General features: G+C 66.0%; 20 protein-coding genes. 17 read left to right on the forward strand and 3 right to left on the reverse strand.

Annotation, left to right across the window (positions count from 1 at the left end; all coding sequences use genetic code 11):
- Positions 1-2 precede the first annotated feature (2 nt).
- The 8 genes from rplB to QFZ42_RS27565 all read left to right on the forward strand — a co-directional run bounded on the left by rplB (position 3) and on the right by QFZ42_RS27565 (position 3,975).
- On the forward strand, positions 3-827 hold the full coding sequence (gene rplB, locus QFZ42_RS27530) for a 50S ribosomal protein L2 (RefSeq protein ID WP_307704004.1): 825 nt from the start codon (positions 3-5) through the stop codon (positions 825-827).
- A 10-nt stretch (positions 828-837) separates the two neighbouring features.
- Positions 838-1,116 carry a 30S ribosomal protein S19 gene (gene rpsS / locus QFZ42_RS27535; protein WP_007838132.1) on the forward strand — a complete coding sequence of 93 codons (279 nt, stop codon included), beginning with the start codon at positions 838-840 and terminating at the stop codon, positions 1,114-1,116.
- A 9-nt stretch (positions 1,117-1,125) separates the two neighbouring features.
- On the forward strand, positions 1,126-1,458 hold the full coding sequence (rplV, locus tag QFZ42_RS27540; RefSeq protein WP_007838134.1) for a 50S ribosomal protein L22: 333 nt from the start codon (positions 1,126-1,128) through the stop codon (positions 1,456-1,458).
- Between the two features lie 17 nt (positions 1,459-1,475).
- Complete coding sequence (rpsC, locus tag QFZ42_RS27545) at positions 1,476-2,399, forward strand: 30S ribosomal protein S3 (protein WP_307704005.1); 924 nt, start codon at positions 1,476-1,478, stop codon at positions 2,397-2,399.
- 28 nt (positions 2,400-2,427) lie between these two features.
- Complete coding sequence (rplP, locus tag QFZ42_RS27550; RefSeq protein ID WP_021012789.1) at positions 2,428-2,844, forward strand: 50S ribosomal protein L16; 417 nt, start codon at positions 2,428-2,430, stop codon at positions 2,842-2,844.
- Positions 2,845-2,899: 55 nt separating this feature from the next.
- Entirely contained in the window at positions 2,900-3,109 is a 210-nt protein-coding gene (rpmC, locus tag QFZ42_RS27555) for a 50S ribosomal protein L29 (protein WP_041946241.1), read from the forward strand.
- Positions 3,110-3,118: 9 nt separating this feature from the next.
- Positions 3,119-3,388 (forward strand): 30S ribosomal protein S17, encoded by a 270-nt coding sequence (gene rpsQ / locus QFZ42_RS27560; protein ID WP_307704006.1) that lies wholly within the window; start codon positions 3,119-3,121, stop codon positions 3,386-3,388.
- A gap of 80 nt (positions 3,389-3,468) precedes the next feature.
- Entirely contained in the window at positions 3,469-3,975 is a 507-nt protein-coding gene (locus QFZ42_RS27565; protein WP_307704007.1) for a peroxiredoxin, read from the forward strand.
- Positions 3,976-3,981: 6 nt separating this feature from the next.
- On the opposite strand, the gene QFZ42_RS27570 is transcribed toward QFZ42_RS27565, so the two are convergent.
- On the reverse strand, positions 3,982-4,569 hold the full coding sequence (locus tag QFZ42_RS27570; protein WP_307704008.1) for a GNAT family N-acetyltransferase: 588 nt from the start codon (positions 4,567-4,569) through the stop codon (positions 3,982-3,984).
- On the reverse strand, positions 4,566-5,279 hold the full coding sequence (locus QFZ42_RS27575; protein WP_307704009.1) for a cytochrome b/b6 domain-containing protein: 714 nt from the start codon (positions 5,277-5,279) through the stop codon (positions 4,566-4,568). The genes QFZ42_RS27570 and QFZ42_RS27575 overlap by 4 nt, the downstream gene beginning before the upstream one ends.
- Before the next feature lie 157 nt (positions 5,280-5,436).
- On the opposite strand from QFZ42_RS27575, the gene QFZ42_RS27580 reads away from it, so the two are divergent.
- Positions 5,437-5,883, forward strand: coding sequence for a c-type cytochrome (locus QFZ42_RS27580; RefSeq protein WP_307704010.1), 447 nt, complete (start codon positions 5,437-5,439; stop codon positions 5,881-5,883).
- 176 nt (positions 5,884-6,059) lie between these two features.
- Here QFZ42_RS27580 and QFZ42_RS27585 read toward each other — a convergent pair whose 3' ends face one another.
- Positions 6,060-6,557 (reverse strand): TlpA disulfide reductase family protein, encoded by a 498-nt coding sequence (locus QFZ42_RS27585; protein ID WP_307704011.1) that lies wholly within the window; start codon positions 6,555-6,557, stop codon positions 6,060-6,062.
- Between the two features lie 89 nt (positions 6,558-6,646).
- Between QFZ42_RS27585 and QFZ42_RS27590 the strand changes: the two genes are divergently transcribed.
- The 8 genes from QFZ42_RS27590 (at position 6,647) to QFZ42_RS27625 (ending at position 12,478) form a co-directional block, all read left to right on the forward strand.
- Positions 6,647-7,192 carry a hypothetical protein gene (locus QFZ42_RS27590; RefSeq protein ID WP_307704012.1) on the forward strand — a complete coding sequence of 182 codons (546 nt, stop codon included), beginning with the start codon at positions 6,647-6,649 and terminating at the stop codon, positions 7,190-7,192.
- A 14-nt stretch (positions 7,193-7,206) separates the two neighbouring features.
- Positions 7,207-8,490 (forward strand): MFS transporter, encoded by a 1,284-nt coding sequence (locus tag QFZ42_RS27595; protein ID WP_307704321.1) that lies wholly within the window; start codon positions 7,207-7,209, stop codon positions 8,488-8,490.
- On the forward strand, positions 8,487-8,942 hold the full coding sequence (locus QFZ42_RS27600) for a PTS sugar transporter subunit IIA (RefSeq protein WP_307704013.1): 456 nt from the start codon (positions 8,487-8,489) through the stop codon (positions 8,940-8,942). Before QFZ42_RS27595 ends, QFZ42_RS27600 begins: the two co-directional genes overlap by 4 nt.
- A complete protein-coding gene (locus QFZ42_RS27605) occupies positions 8,911-9,180 on the forward strand; it encodes an HPr family phosphocarrier protein (RefSeq protein WP_307704014.1) in 270 nt (89 codons plus the stop codon). The genes QFZ42_RS27600 and QFZ42_RS27605 overlap by 32 nt, the downstream gene beginning before the upstream one ends.
- The gene (gene ptsP / locus QFZ42_RS27610; protein ID WP_307704015.1) at positions 9,177-10,973 is read left to right on the forward strand and encodes a phosphoenolpyruvate--protein phosphotransferase; all 1,797 of its coding nucleotides are present in this window, start codon (positions 9,177-9,179) and stop codon (positions 10,971-10,973) included. Before QFZ42_RS27605 ends, ptsP begins: the two co-directional genes overlap by 4 nt.
- Positions 10,974-11,109: 136 nt before the next feature.
- Positions 11,110-11,481, forward strand: a complete 372-nt coding sequence (locus QFZ42_RS27615; protein WP_307704016.1) for a DUF4148 domain-containing protein — start codon at positions 11,110-11,112, stop codon at positions 11,479-11,481.
- A gap of 42 nt (positions 11,482-11,523) precedes the next feature.
- On the forward strand, positions 11,524-11,991 hold the full coding sequence (locus QFZ42_RS27620; protein WP_307704017.1) for a Spy/CpxP family protein refolding chaperone: 468 nt from the start codon (positions 11,524-11,526) through the stop codon (positions 11,989-11,991).
- A gap of 94 nt (positions 11,992-12,085) precedes the next feature.
- Complete coding sequence (locus QFZ42_RS27625) at positions 12,086-12,478, forward strand: DUF4260 domain-containing protein (protein WP_307704018.1); 393 nt, start codon at positions 12,086-12,088, stop codon at positions 12,476-12,478.
- Positions 12,479-12,522: the final 44 nt, after the last annotated feature.

The raw sequence follows: 12,522 nt of genomic DNA on the forward strand, positions 1-12,522 counted from the left end.
TCATGGCCGTCATCAAGATGAAACCCACTTCGCCGGGCCAACGCGGCGCGGTGAAGATCTCGCGTGACCACCTGTACAAGGGTGCTCCTCACGCAGCCCTGCTGGAACCCCAGTTCCAGAAGGCCGGCCGTAACAACAACGGTCACATCACGATCCGTCACCGCGGCGGTGGTTCCAAGCACCACTACCGCGTTGTCGACTTCGTGCGCAACAAGGACGGCATCCCGGCCAAGGTCGAACGCATCGAATACGACCCGAACCGTACCGCCCACATCGCTCTGGTCTGCTACGCCGACGGCGAGCGCCGCTACATCATCGCCCCGCGCGGTCTTGAAGCGGGCGCAACGCTGCTGTCGGGCGCCGAAGCCCCGATCCGCGCCGGCAATACCCTGCCGATCCGCAATATCCCGGTCGGCTCGACGATCCACTGCATCGAACTGCAACCCGGCAAGGGCGCGCAGATCGCGCGTTCGGCCGGCACGTCGGCCACGCTGCTGGCTCGCGAAGGCGTCTACGCCCAGGTCCGCATGCGTTCGGGTGAGGTGCGTCGCGTTCACATCGAATGCCGCGCAACCATCGGCGAAGTGGCCAACGAAGAGCACAGCCTGCGCCAACTCGGCAAGGCAGGCGCCAAGCGCTGGAAGGGCATTCGCCCGACCGTTCGCGGCGTCGTGATGAACCCGGTCGACCACCCGCACGGTGGCGGCGAAGGCAAGACTGGCGAAGGCCGCCATCCTGTCGACCCATGGGGCAATCTGACCAAGGGCTACCGTACCCGTAACAACAAGCGCACGCAGGTCTTCATCGTGTCGCGTCGCAAGAAGTAAGGGATAGCCAATGACTCGCTCTCTCAAAAAGGGTCCTTTCGTCGACCATCACCTCGTGGCCAAGGCCGACAAGGCTGTGACGACGAAGGACAAGAAGCCGATCAAGACCTGGTCGCGCCGCTCGATGGTCCTGCCCGAGTTCATCGGCCTGACCATTGCCGTGCACAACGGCAAGCAGCACGTGCCTGTCTACATCACCGACCAGATGGTCGGCCACAAGCTCGGCGAATTTGCGCTCACCCGCACGTTCAAGGGGCACCCCGCGGACAAGAAAGTCCAGAAGAAGTAAGGAACGACCATGTCTGAAACACGTGCAGTCCTCCGCGGTGTCCGCCTCTCGGTCGACAAGGGCCGTCTGGTCGCTGACCTGATCCGCGGCAAGAAGGTTGATCAAGCGCTCAATGTTCTGCAATTCACGCAGAAAAAAGCCGCTGTGATCATCAAGAAGGTGCTCGAGTCGGCAATTGCCAACGCCGAGCACAACGATGGCGCCGATATCGACGAGCTGAAGGTCAAGACCATCTACGTCGAACAGGGCGCAACGCTCAAGCGCTTCACCGCGCGAGCCAAGGGTCGCGGTAATCGCATCAGCAAGCCCACGTGCCATGTGTACGTGACGGTTGGCAACTAAGAACGCCTGGAAGAAATATGGGACAGAAAATCCATCCGACCGGCTTCCGCCTTGCGGTTACCCGTAACTGGTCCAGCCGCTGGTACGCAAGCGACCGCGATTTCGCGGGCATGCTGGCCGAAGACATCAAGGTGCGCGAATACCTGAAGAAGAAGCTGAAGAACGCTTCGGTGTCGCGCGTCATGATCGAGCGTCCCGCCAAGAACGCACGCATCACGATCTACTCGGCTCGTCCGGGCGTCGTGATCGGCAAGAAGGGCGAAGACATCGAGAACCTCAAGCGCGAACTGGGCAAGCAGCTCGGCGTGCCGGTGGCAGTGAACATCGAAGAAGTGCGCAAGCCCGAAATCGATGCCCAGCTGATCGCCGACAGCATCACGCAGCAGCTCGAAAAGCGGATCATGTTCCGCCGCGCCATGAAGCGTGCCATGCAAAACGCCATGCGCCTGGGTGCCCTGGGCATCAAGATCATGTCGTCGGGCCGCCTGAACGGCATCGAAATCGCTCGTTGCGAGTGGTACCGCGAAGGTCGCGTGCCGCTTCACACGCTGCGCGCCGACATCGACTACGGCACCTCGGAAGCCAAGACCACGTACGGCGTCATCGGCGTCAAGGTCTGGGTCTACAAGGGCGACACGCTGGGTCGCAACGACCTGCCGGCCGTCGAAACGCCGCGTCCCGACGAAGAGCGCCGCCCGCGTGGTCCCCGCCGTGATGGTCGCCCTGGCGACCGTCCGGGTGGCGACCGTCGTGGTCCCGGCCCGCGTGCCGGTGCCCGTGGTCCGATCGGTGGCAACACCGCCCCGGCCGACGGCAGCGACAAGCCCGCAGAAGCCACCGGTGCCGCTCCCGCAGCACCGGGTGCAGACTCGAAACCCGCCGTTAAGCGCGTCCGCAAAGCCGCGCCAGCTGCAGCAGCTGACGGTGCCAAGACCGAGTGATCGGTCTTAGAACTACGGAGTAACAAAAATGCTGCAACCTGCACGCAGAAAGTTCCGCAAGGAACAAAAGGGCCGCAACACCGGCATCGCAACCCGGGGTAACTCGGTTGCCTTCGGTGACTTCGGTCTCAAATGCACCGACCGCGGTCGCCTCACGGCGCGCCAGATCGAAGCCGCTCGCCGCGCGATTTCGCGTCACGTGAAGCGCGGTGGCCGTATCTGGATCCGCGTGTTCCCGGACAAGCCCATCTCGACCAAGCCCGCCGAAGTTCGGATGGGTAACGGCAAGGGCAACCCCGAGTACTACGTCGCTGAAATCCAGCCTGGCAAGATCGTGTTCGAGATCGTCGGCGTGCCCGAAGAACTCGCCCGCGAAGCGTTCCGCCTGGCCGCCGCCAAGCTTCCGCTGCGTACGACGTTCGTCGCTCGCCAGCTCGGCGCCTGAGAGGAGAACATCCATGGCAACACGTAAGAAAAAAGAAACCGTGGCTCCGGCCAAGGTGACCAAGGCTGCAACCCTGCGCACGAAAGACGTTGCAGCGCTGCAGACCGAAGTCAAGGAACTGCAAAAGGCCCATTTCGGCCTTCGCATGCAGAAAGCCACGCAACAGCTGTCGAACACTTCGACGCTGCGCGTGACGCGTCGCGACATCGCGCGCGCCAAGACCATTCTTGCGCAGAAGCAGCAAGAAACCCAAGCCGCCAAGTAAGGAGTGAACATGACGGAAGCTAAAAAATCCCTCAAGCGCACCTTGATCGGCAAGGTGGTCAGCGACAAGCGTGCCAAGACCGTGACCGTGCTGGTCGAGCGCCGTGTGAAGCACGAGCTCTACGGCAAGATCGTGGCCAAGACGAGCAAGTACCACGCGCATGACGAAAACGGCCAGTACAAGCTGGGCGACACCATCGAGATCACGGAAAGCCGTCCGATCTCGAAGACCAAGAACTGGGTCGTGACCCGTCTGGTCGAAAAGGCCGCGCTGGTCTGATCGTCCCGAGCCGAGTCGCCTGCGACTCAACCGAAAACGGCCCACAATGTGGGCCGTTTTTCTTTTTCAGGAGCATTGACATGATCAAAGTCGGCGACACCCTTCCTTCGGCCACCCTGCAGGAATATTCAGAGGTCGAGGGCGAGGGTTGCAGCATCGGTCCGAACGCCGTGGATGTGAGCAAGGCCACGGCTGGCAAGACCATTGCGCTGTTCGCGCTGCCGGGTGCCTTCACGCCGACCTGTTCGGCCAAGCATGTGCCCGGCTATGTGCAGCACTTCGACGACTTCAAGGCCGCCGGCGTGGACGAGATCTGGTGCGTGAGCGTGAACGACGCCTTCGTGATGGGCGCCTGGGCGCGCGACCAGAAGACCGGCACCAAGGTGCGCATGCTGGCCGACGGCAGCGCCGATTTCGCCAAGGCCACCGGCCTCACGCTCGACCTGACCGGCCGCGGCATGGGCCTGCGCAGCAACCGCTATTCGATGCTCGTGAAAGACGGCAAGGTGGTGACGCTCAACGTCGAGGCGCCAGGCAAGTTCGAGGTCAGCAACGCCGAGACGCTGTTGGCGCAAGCGCGCGGCTGAGGCCGGCTAAAGCTCCGCCTTGAGGTAGTGCGCGCCCGGAATCGGGTTGTGATAGTAGGGCGGCACTTCCTCGAAGCCCAGGTCTTCATAGAGCGCGCGGGCCGACTCCATGTCGTCCAGCGTGTCGAGCAGCACGCAGGCATAGCCCGCGCCGCGCGCGGCGTCGAGAATGGCTTCGGCGAGTTGCCGGCCGACGCCCAACCCGCGAAAGCCGGGCCGCACATACAGGCGCTTCATCTCGGCGGCGTTCGCGTAGTCGGCATTGTCGAGCGGGCGCAATGCGCAGCAGCCAGCCACGTGCGCCAGCGTTCCGTCGGGGCGCACGAGGGTCGGCGCCTGCTGCCCGGCGGCTTCCTTGATATGGGCCGGATCGACCAGCGCAAGCAGCAGCGCACCGCGCGGCTCGGCGTAGTCGCCCGGCAGCCCAGCCACCTCCTCTTCGAAGTTCTGGAAGCACAGGTCGATGCCCAGCGACGAGGCGTAGTCGCGAAAGATCGCGCGCGCCGCATCGAGTTCATGGGCTTCGTCCGGCGTCAGAAGCACGACGGCCGGCGTGTCGGCCAGCGGCAGGGGGCGTGAAACGGAAAAGCTCATAGGCGCAACGACGCAATCCAGTACGCCGCTCCGGCGCACACCGCAAACAGGACCAGCGCGAGACCGCGCGAAGCGGCGTCGTCGCGGCTCGGCGCCACGCGATGGCCGGCGGCCCCGATCAGCTTGTCGCCCGACACCATGGGCCGCACCAGGCGATGCCGCTTGACCAGCACATAGAAGAGCACCGCCAGCACGTGCAGGCTCACCAGGGCGATGACGATCGTTTTTCCCTGCGCCTTGTGCCAACCCGTGGCCAGACTCACCACTTCGCCGGAAACAAAGCGCGTGAGCGGCCCCGCAGCGGAAATTTCGTCGTCCGCCACCAAGCCCGTTGCCACCTGCACCGCGAGTACCGTGAGCACGGCGAATACCGACAGGGCACCCAGCGGTGTGTGGCCGATCACATGATCGGGATGAGCCCGCCCGCGCAGGTACGCGACGATGGAGCCCGGGCCATAGAAGAACGAGGCGAAGCGCGACCAGCGCCCGCCCACGAAGCCCCACAGCAGCCGGAACAGCAGCAGGGCAAGCACCGCGTAGCCCAGGCGGAAGTGCCATTCCATGACGCCGCCCAGCCCTGTGGCGATCAGGCCGATGACGGCGACGCTCAATGCCCAATGGAAAACACGCGTCGGCAAATCCCAGATGCGCGCCCGCACGGGTGTGTCGGGCGCAGCGGCACGCATGGCGGCCACGGAAGAGTCGGTCATCGAAGAGGCAAAGTGCGCAAAAAATTGCGGAAGGCGCAGATTAGCAAAGTCCGGCCCGCCGCATGCATCGGGTTGTTGCTATGCCGGCGGCAATGCTGCCCCTACACTCGGCGCGGCGCCGCTTCCGGCGGTGCCGAACCCACAACAAGGACCCCCGATGATTCGACTTGCTTCGTTCGCCCTGGCCGCTGCCTGCGCCGCGATTTCCCTGCCGGCCGCGGCCCAGTTTGCCAAGCCCGAGGACGCCATCAAGTACCGCCAGAGCGCGTTGTTCGTGATGGGCCAGCATTTCAGCCGCGTCGGCGCCATGGCCAATGGCCGCGTCCCCTACGACGCAGCCGCCGCTACTGCCAATGCAGACATCGTGGCCGAAATGGCCAAACTGCCTTGGACCGGTTTCGCCGCCGGTGCCGAGGGCGGCAAGAGCAAGCCCGAGGTCTGGAAGGAAGCCGCCAAGTTCAAGGAGCACCAGGACAAGATGATCGCCGAGACCGGCAAGCTGGCGGTCGCCGCCAAGGCGGGCAACATCGACGCACTCAAGGCCCAGTTCGGCACCACCGCCGGCAGCTGCAAGACTTGCCACGACAGCTTCCGCAACCAGTAAGCCGCCGCAAAAAGACAAAAGGCGTTTCTTAGAGCCCGGTTTCCAACAGCCCAGGCCGGCCGCGCCTGCCCCTTCCAGAAACACCGAGGAACCGGCTTTGCCGGGTCTCTGGTGTTGCCCCCGGTAGGGGTGGGAGAAGCGACACGAAGTGCGCGGAGCCTGGGGGCGAGCCAAGGCTACGCTTCGGCGAGCAATTTCTCGATCAGCTTGTGGAGTTCCGCGAAATCGGGCTCGCCCACATAGCGCTTCACGATCTCGCCTTTCTTGTTGACCAGGTAGGTGGTGGGCGTGAGCTTCACGTCCCCCCAGGCCTGTGCCACGCTGCCGGTGTTATCGATCGCCACCTTGAACGGCAGCTTGCGGGTTTCGGCAAAGTTGACGACGTAGCTGGGCGGGTCGTAGCTCATGGCCACCGCCAGCGTGTCGTAGCCCTTCGACTTGTACTTGTCATAGGTCGCGATGACCTTCGGCATTTCGGCCACGCAGGTCACGCAGCTCGTGGCCCAGAAGTTGACCAGGGTGACCTTGCCCCTCAGGTCGTCGGTGCTTTTCTTGCTGCCGTCGAGCAGCACGAAGGTCGAGGCAGGCGCCGCCGTGGCGCCGGAGCCGAAGTACACGCCCACGCCGGCGGCCGAGGCAAGGACGACTGCGGCGGCGACGATGTATTTTTTCATGGCAACAGGAAGAGAGGGGCTGCGCGATTTTAGTTCCGCCGGGCGGATCGCGCTCGGGCGTGGCCCGCCGGCTCGATAATCGGCCTCCGATGCCGTCGACCGTTTTCCGCTCCTGGCCTGCGCTGTTCGCAGTTGCCGCCGCCCTCGCGCTTGCCGCCTGCAGTCCCACCTTCAACTGGCGCGAGGTGCCGATTGCCGATGCCGGCCTGGTCGCGTTGCTGCCCTGCAAGCCCGATCGCGCCAACCGCGCCCTGCCGCTCGGCGCCGAGTCGGTGCAGGTCGACATGGCGGGTTGCGAGACCGGTGGCGCGACCTTCGCCATCGCCCATGCCTCCGCCAGCGGCCCCGAACAGGCAGAGACCTGGCTCAACGCGTGGCGTGCTGCCACGCGCGGCCAGCTGGGCAATGCGCAAGTGACGGAAGCCCCTGCCACGCTGAAGCGCGCCACTGCGGCGCCCGCGCCGGTGCGGCTCGATGCGCAGCCGCCGCAACAGGGCGCCGCGCCCATCCAGGTCCTCTGGTTCGCCCAATCGCAAAAGGACGGCCGCGTCGCGCTCTACCAGGCCACGGTGCTCGGCCGGCCCTCGGCCCCCGAGGCGGCGAAAACCTTCTTCGACGGCCTGCGCCTCCCGTGAGCGCGACGCGCCCGATGAACGGCAGCCTGCTCGCCGGAAGGCGGCGAGTTGCCACGGTTTTCCTGGCCTTTGCCGTCGCCTACTTTTTCTCCACGCTGGTGCGCGCCATCACGGCCACGCTCTCGCCAACGCTCACGGCCGAGTTCGAACTCGAGTCGCGCGATCTCGGCCTGCTGGCGGGCGGCTACTTCCTGGGTTTCGCGTTCACGCAGCTGCCCATGGGCACCTGGCTCGACCGGCATGGTCCGAAGCGCGTGATCGTCTGTTTCCTGTCCGTCGCAGTCATCGGCTGCCTGCTGTTTTCCGTGGCGACGAATTTTCCGGTGCTGCTGGCCGCGCGCGTGCTGACCGGTGTCGGCGTGAGCGCCTGCCTGATGGCGCCGCTCACCGGCTACCGGCGCTGGTTGACGCCGCCGATGCAGCTGCGCAGCAACTCGTGGATGCTGATGGTGGGCTCCTTCGGCCTCGTCGGCGCCACCCTGCCGGTGCAATGGCTGATGCCGCTCCTCGGCTGGCGACCGTTGTTCTGGCTGTTGGCCGCGGGAGTGCTGGTGTCGATGGCGCTGATCGCCTGGGCGGCACCTGCATGGCGCGACGGCGGCGCGGCCGATGCCAAGGAAGAGATGCACAAAGCGAGCGATCGAGAAGAGCGTGCTCGCGAAGAGCGCGGCTACGCGGCCGTATGGCGTGACCCCTTCTTCCGCAAGCTCGCGCCCGTCGGCTTTTTCAACTATGGCGGCTTCGTCGCGATGCAGACGCTCTGGGTCGTGCCGTGGCTCACGCGCGTGGCGGGCTACACACCGCAAGAAGCGGCCGGCGCGCTGTTCTGGATCAGCATCGCGCTGCTTGCGACTTACTGGCTCTGGGGCGTGGCCAATCCAAGGCTCGCGCAGCGCGGCATCCGGGCTGCCAGGCTCCTGAGCTGGGGCATGCCGCTCGGGATGCTCGTGCTCGCTCTTATTTTGATAGCTGGTCCGGCGGCGGGAACCATCGCGTGGATCTGTTTTCTGTGTGCTTCCACGGTCGTCACGCTGGCCCAGCCCGCCGTGGCGCTGGCTTTGCCGACCGCCCTCGCGGGTCGCGCGCTGTCGGCCTACAACCTGGTGGTCTTCGCGGGTGTATTCGTCGTCCAGTGGGGCATCGGCTTGCTGATCGACCTGTTCGCCCGCGCCGGGCTCGATGCTGTGGCGTCGTTCCGTGCCGCGTTGGCCGTTTTCCTGGCCTGCTGCGTTATGTCGTATACCTACTTCCTTTGGGCGCCCCCGCATAATCGGCGCGTAGTCCCCCGACCCGCATGAACAGCATTCTCATCATCGCCCACTCACCGTTCGCGCAGGCGCTGCGGCGGTGCGCGCTGCATGTATTCCCCGACTGCGAGCAGGCCGTGGTCGCGCTCGACGTGCTGCCCAACGTGTCGCCCGAAGAAACGCTGGCCGCGGCCCGCATCACGCTCGAGCAGCAGCTCATTGCGCCGCGCTCGCAGGTGCTGGTGCTGGCCGACGTGTTCGGCGCCACGCCCTGCAACGTGGCCCAGAAGCTGGTGGACGGTGTCCGCTCGCGGCTGGTGGCGGGTGTCAACCTGCCGATGCTGCTGCGTGCGGTGACCTACCGCCACGAGCCCCTCGAAACGCTGGTGCAGCGCGCCATCGCGGGCGGCACGGCAGGTGTCATGCAGGTGGCGGTGGCCGCACCCCAGAATCAGGCGAAGAGAAAGCACAGTGATCAAGAAATCCGTGACCATCAGCAATAAGCTGGGCTTGCATGCGCGCGCATCGGCCAAGCTCACCAAACTCGCAGGCAGCTTTCCTTGCGAGGTGTGGCTTTCGCGCGGCGACCGCCGCATCAATGCCAAGAGCATCATGGGCGTCATGATGCTCGCCGCCGGACTCGGCTCCACCGTCGAGCTCGAGACCGATGGCGCGCAGGAGGAAGAGGCCATGGACGCCATCGTCCAGCTGATGAACGACAAGTTCGGCGAAGGCGAATGACCTTCGCAGTCCACGGCCTCCCCGTCGCCCGTGGCATCGCCATCGGCCGCGCGGTGCTGGTGGTGTCGAGCCGCATCGACGTGGCGCACTACTTCATCAAGCCCGAAGAGATCGACACCGAGATCGATCGCGTCCGCACAGCGCGCAACGCGGTGGCCGACGAACTCGCCAAGCTGCAGACCAACGTCGCGCAGATGGGGCCCAACGACGCGCCGCACGAGCTTGCGGCCCTGCTCGAAGTGCACCAGATGCTGCTGCAGGACGAAGCCCTCACCGGCGGCGTGAAGCACTGGATCACCGATCGTCTCTACAACGCCGAGTGGGCGCTGACCACGCAGCTCGAAATCATCGCGCGCCAGTTCGACGAGATGGAAGACGAGTACCTGCGCGAGCGCAAGGCCGACCTCGAGCAGGTGGTCGAGCGGCTGCTGCACCGCATGAAGGGCACGGCCGCGGTGCTCGCGCCGAGCCCCCCGCGCCGCAAGCGCCCTGCGGCCGAAGATGACGACGACCCCACCGCGGGCGACGGCATCGACGCGCCGCTGGTGCTGATTGCGCACGACCTTTCGCCGGCCGACATGCTCCAGTTCAAGAAGAGCGTGTTCGCCGGCTTCGTGACCGACGTGGGCGGGCGCACTTCGCACACCGCCATTGTCGCGCGCAGCATGGACATTCCGGCCGTGGTGGGCGCGCGCACCGCGAGCCAGCTGGTGCGCCAGGACGACTGGGTGATCATCGACGGCGACGCCGGCGTGGTGATCGTCGATCCGTCGCCGATCATCCTGGCCGAGTACGGCTTCAAGCAGCGCCAGGGCGATCTCGAGCGCGGCCGGCTGGCGCGCCTGCGCCACAAGCCCGCGGTGACGCTCGATGGCCAACGCGTCGAGCTGCTCGCCAACATCGAGATGCCCGAGGACACCGTGGGCGCCATGAAGGCCGGGGCGGTCGGCGTGGGGCTGTTCCGCAGCGAGTTTCTTTTCATGGGCCGCGAGTCGCAGCGCCAGACCCGCCTGCCCGACGAAGAAGAGCAGTACCAGGCCTACAAGCGCGCGGTGGAGGGCATGCAGGGCATGCCGGTCACCATCCGCACCATCGACGTGGGCGCCGACAAGCCGCTCGACGGCAAGGCGGGCGTCAAGCAGGAGCACCTGAACCCCGCGCTCGGCTTGCGCGCCATCCGGTGGAGCCTGGCCGATCCGGCGATGTTCCTCACGCAATTGCGCGCCATCCTGCGAGCGGCCGCGCACGGTGAAATCCACCTGCTGATCCCCATGCTCGCGCACGCCAGCGAGATTCGGCAGACGCTGTCGCTGATCGACTTCGCACGCACGGAACTCGACAACCGCGGCGCCGTGTACGGGGCGGTCAAGCTCGGCGCAATGATCGAGATTCCCGCCGCGGCGCTCACGCTCAAGATCTTCCTGAAGTATTTCGACTTCCTGTCGATCGGCACCAACGACCTGATCCAGTACACGCTGGCCATCGACCGCGCCGACGAGGCGGTCGCCCATCTCTACGACCCTGCCCATCCGGCGGTGCTCAGGCTCGTGGCCGACACCATTGCCGAATGCCGCCGCCAGGGCAAGGGCGTGGCCGTGTGCGGCGAAATGGCCGGCGACGTGGCCTTCACGCGCCTGTTGCTCGGCCTCGGACTGCGCAGCTTTTCGATGCATCCCTCGCGCATCCTCGCCGTCAAGCAGGAAGTGCTGCGCGCCGACACCGGCAAGCTCGAAGCCTGGGCGAAGAGCGTGCTCGAGTCGGACGATCCGGCGTCGGTCCTCGCCGGAAGTTAACTCTTCCGGCTTCCATTCGCTCAAATGCAAGGGCGAGGCGAAACATAACGAAACACGCCGAAACCGCGGCGAAAGGACTTGCCGCACCCCGGCAAGCACCATCAGGTCTCCTCTTCCACAACAGAAAGGCCTGACCATGAAAGCTCTCTCCCTCACCCAAATCGTCGCCGTCGGCTCCTTCGCCCTGCTCGCCGCAGCCGGCGCCAAGGCTGAATCCTACGAAGGCGTCCAGCCGCTCGCCTCGGCGAAGAGCCGCGCTGAAGTAAGCGCCGAAGCCGTGCGCACCGCTTCCGCGCCGGACCAGAACGTCGTGCGCGGTTCGCGCGGCGCGGAGACCATGGCTGTGTCGCGTGATCGCGCAGGCGTTGTCTTCGAAGCCATGCGCACCGCCGCCGCACCCGACCAGAACGTGACCTCGGGCTCGCGCGTGAACAGCAAGGTCATCTCGACGCTGCAGAACCCGCTCGACGCGCGTGCCGCAGCGGCCGGTAACAGCAACAAGCTCTAAGACCCACGCCTGCAGGGCATCCCTGGGGCCGCAAGGAACATCATGAAATACTGGATCAAACGCACTCTCTTCGGTTTCGCCGGCCTCGCGGTGGCGGCGGGCAGCATTGCGGGCTGCGCCGGCCATCGGCACGGCTGGGGCGGCGGTGACAGCGCCGAATTCCGCACCAAGATGGTCGAGCGTGTCGGCAGCAAGCTGGAACTCGATGCTTCGCAAAAGCAGAAGCTCACCGTGCTGGCGGAGAAACTCCAGGCACAGCGCGAAGCGATGCGCGGCGCGGGCGGTTCGGGCGATCCACGGTCGCAATTCAAGGCGCTGTTCGCGGGCAACAAGCTCGACCAGGCCGGCGCCACGCGGCTCGTCGACGAGAAGACCACCGCCGTGCGCAACGGCAGCCCCGAAATCATCGCGGCTGCCGCCGACTTCTACGACAGCCTGAATGCCGCGCAGCAACAGAAGGTGCGGGACTTCATGGACCGCGGCGGCCGCCGCTGGGGCCATCGTGGCTGAGTTGGACTCACCCCGGGTCTTCGCGCACTTCGTGTCGCTTCGCCAATCCCCTTCCAGGGCGCGGCGCCTGTGGGCCGGAGAGACCGGTTCCGCGGTGTCCCGCGAACAGGCGGTCTCGGGCGGCGTGCGCACGCTGCTGCGGCTCGAAGGCGTGGTCGTGCTGGGCGCGGCGCTGGCGGCCTATGCACAGTTCGGCGCGGGCTGGGGCGTATTCGCGCTCTGGCTGCTCGTGCCCGATCTCGCGATGCTGGGTTACCTCGCGGGGCCGCGCGTGGGCGCGGCGCTCTACAACGCAGCGCATTCGTACACTGGCGCGGTTTCGCTGCTGGCACTCGGCGCTCTTGCCGCAATGCCATGGGCGGTGGCCGGCGGCTTGATCTGGTGCGCGCACATCGGCCTCGATCGGGCGCTCGGCTACGGGCTCAAGTACGGCGCCGAATTTGGCGCCACGCACCTGGGCCGCATCGGGCGGGCCGATCCGTGGTGAGGACCGGGCGATGGCGCACACCGCGCTCGCCGATCGGAACGGCC

Origin of the sequence: Variovorax paradoxus (assembly GCF_030815855.1) — a bacterium.
In the GTDB taxonomy this organism is placed as follows: Bacteria; Pseudomonadota; Gammaproteobacteria; order Burkholderiales; family Burkholderiaceae_C; genus Variovorax; species Variovorax paradoxus_M.

What these genes read in the sequence shown, in the direction of transcription:
- QFZ42_RS27565 (WP_307704007.1), top strand. Translation starts at nt 3,469, where the DNA reads ATGATCAAAGTCGGCGACACCCTTCCTTCGGCCACCCTGCAGGAATAT.
- rpsQ (WP_307704006.1), top strand. Translation starts at nt 3,119, where the DNA reads ATGACGGAAGCTAAAAAATCCCTCAAGCGCACCTTGATCGGCAAGGTG.
- rplP (WP_021012789.1), top strand. Translation starts at nt 2,428, where the DNA reads ATGCTGCAACCTGCACGCAGAAAGTTCCGCAAGGAACAAAAGGGCCGC.
- QFZ42_RS27620 (WP_307704017.1), top strand. Translation starts at nt 11,524, where the DNA reads ATGAAATACTGGATCAAACGCACTCTCTTCGGTTTCGCCGGCCTCGCG.
- rplB (WP_307704004.1), top strand. Translation starts at nt 3, where the DNA reads ATGGCCGTCATCAAGATGAAACCCACTTCGCCGGGCCAACGCGGCGCG.
- QFZ42_RS27570 (WP_307704008.1), bottom strand. Translation starts at nt 4,569, where the DNA reads ATGAGCTTTTCCGTTTCACGCCCCCTGCCGCTGGCCGACACGCCGGCC.
- rpsC (WP_307704005.1), top strand. Translation starts at nt 1,476, where the DNA reads ATGGGACAGAAAATCCATCCGACCGGCTTCCGCCTTGCGGTTACCCGT.
- QFZ42_RS27575 (WP_307704009.1), bottom strand. Translation starts at nt 5,279, where the DNA reads ATGACCGACTCTTCCGTGGCCGCCATGCGTGCCGCTGCGCCCGACACA.
- QFZ42_RS27590 (WP_307704012.1), top strand. Translation starts at nt 6,647, where the DNA reads ATGCCGTCGACCGTTTTCCGCTCCTGGCCTGCGCTGTTCGCAGTTGCC.
- rplV (WP_007838134.1), top strand. Translation starts at nt 1,126, where the DNA reads ATGTCTGAAACACGTGCAGTCCTCCGCGGTGTCCGCCTCTCGGTCGAC.
- QFZ42_RS27600 (WP_307704013.1), top strand. Translation starts at nt 8,487, where the DNA reads ATGAACAGCATTCTCATCATCGCCCACTCACCGTTCGCGCAGGCGCTG.
- QFZ42_RS27585 (WP_307704011.1), bottom strand. Translation starts at nt 6,557, where the DNA reads ATGAAAAAATACATCGTCGCCGCCGCAGTCGTCCTTGCCTCGGCCGCC.
- QFZ42_RS27580 (WP_307704010.1), top strand. Translation starts at nt 5,437, where the DNA reads ATGATTCGACTTGCTTCGTTCGCCCTGGCCGCTGCCTGCGCCGCGATT.
- ptsP (WP_307704015.1), top strand. Translation starts at nt 9,177, where the DNA reads ATGACCTTCGCAGTCCACGGCCTCCCCGTCGCCCGTGGCATCGCCATC.
- rpsS (WP_007838132.1), top strand. Translation starts at nt 838, where the DNA reads ATGACTCGCTCTCTCAAAAAGGGTCCTTTCGTCGACCATCACCTCGTG.
- QFZ42_RS27615 (WP_307704016.1), top strand. Translation starts at nt 11,110, where the DNA reads ATGAAAGCTCTCTCCCTCACCCAAATCGTCGCCGTCGGCTCCTTCGCC.
- QFZ42_RS27595 (WP_307704321.1), top strand. Translation starts at nt 7,207, where the DNA reads ATGAACGGCAGCCTGCTCGCCGGAAGGCGGCGAGTTGCCACGGTTTTC.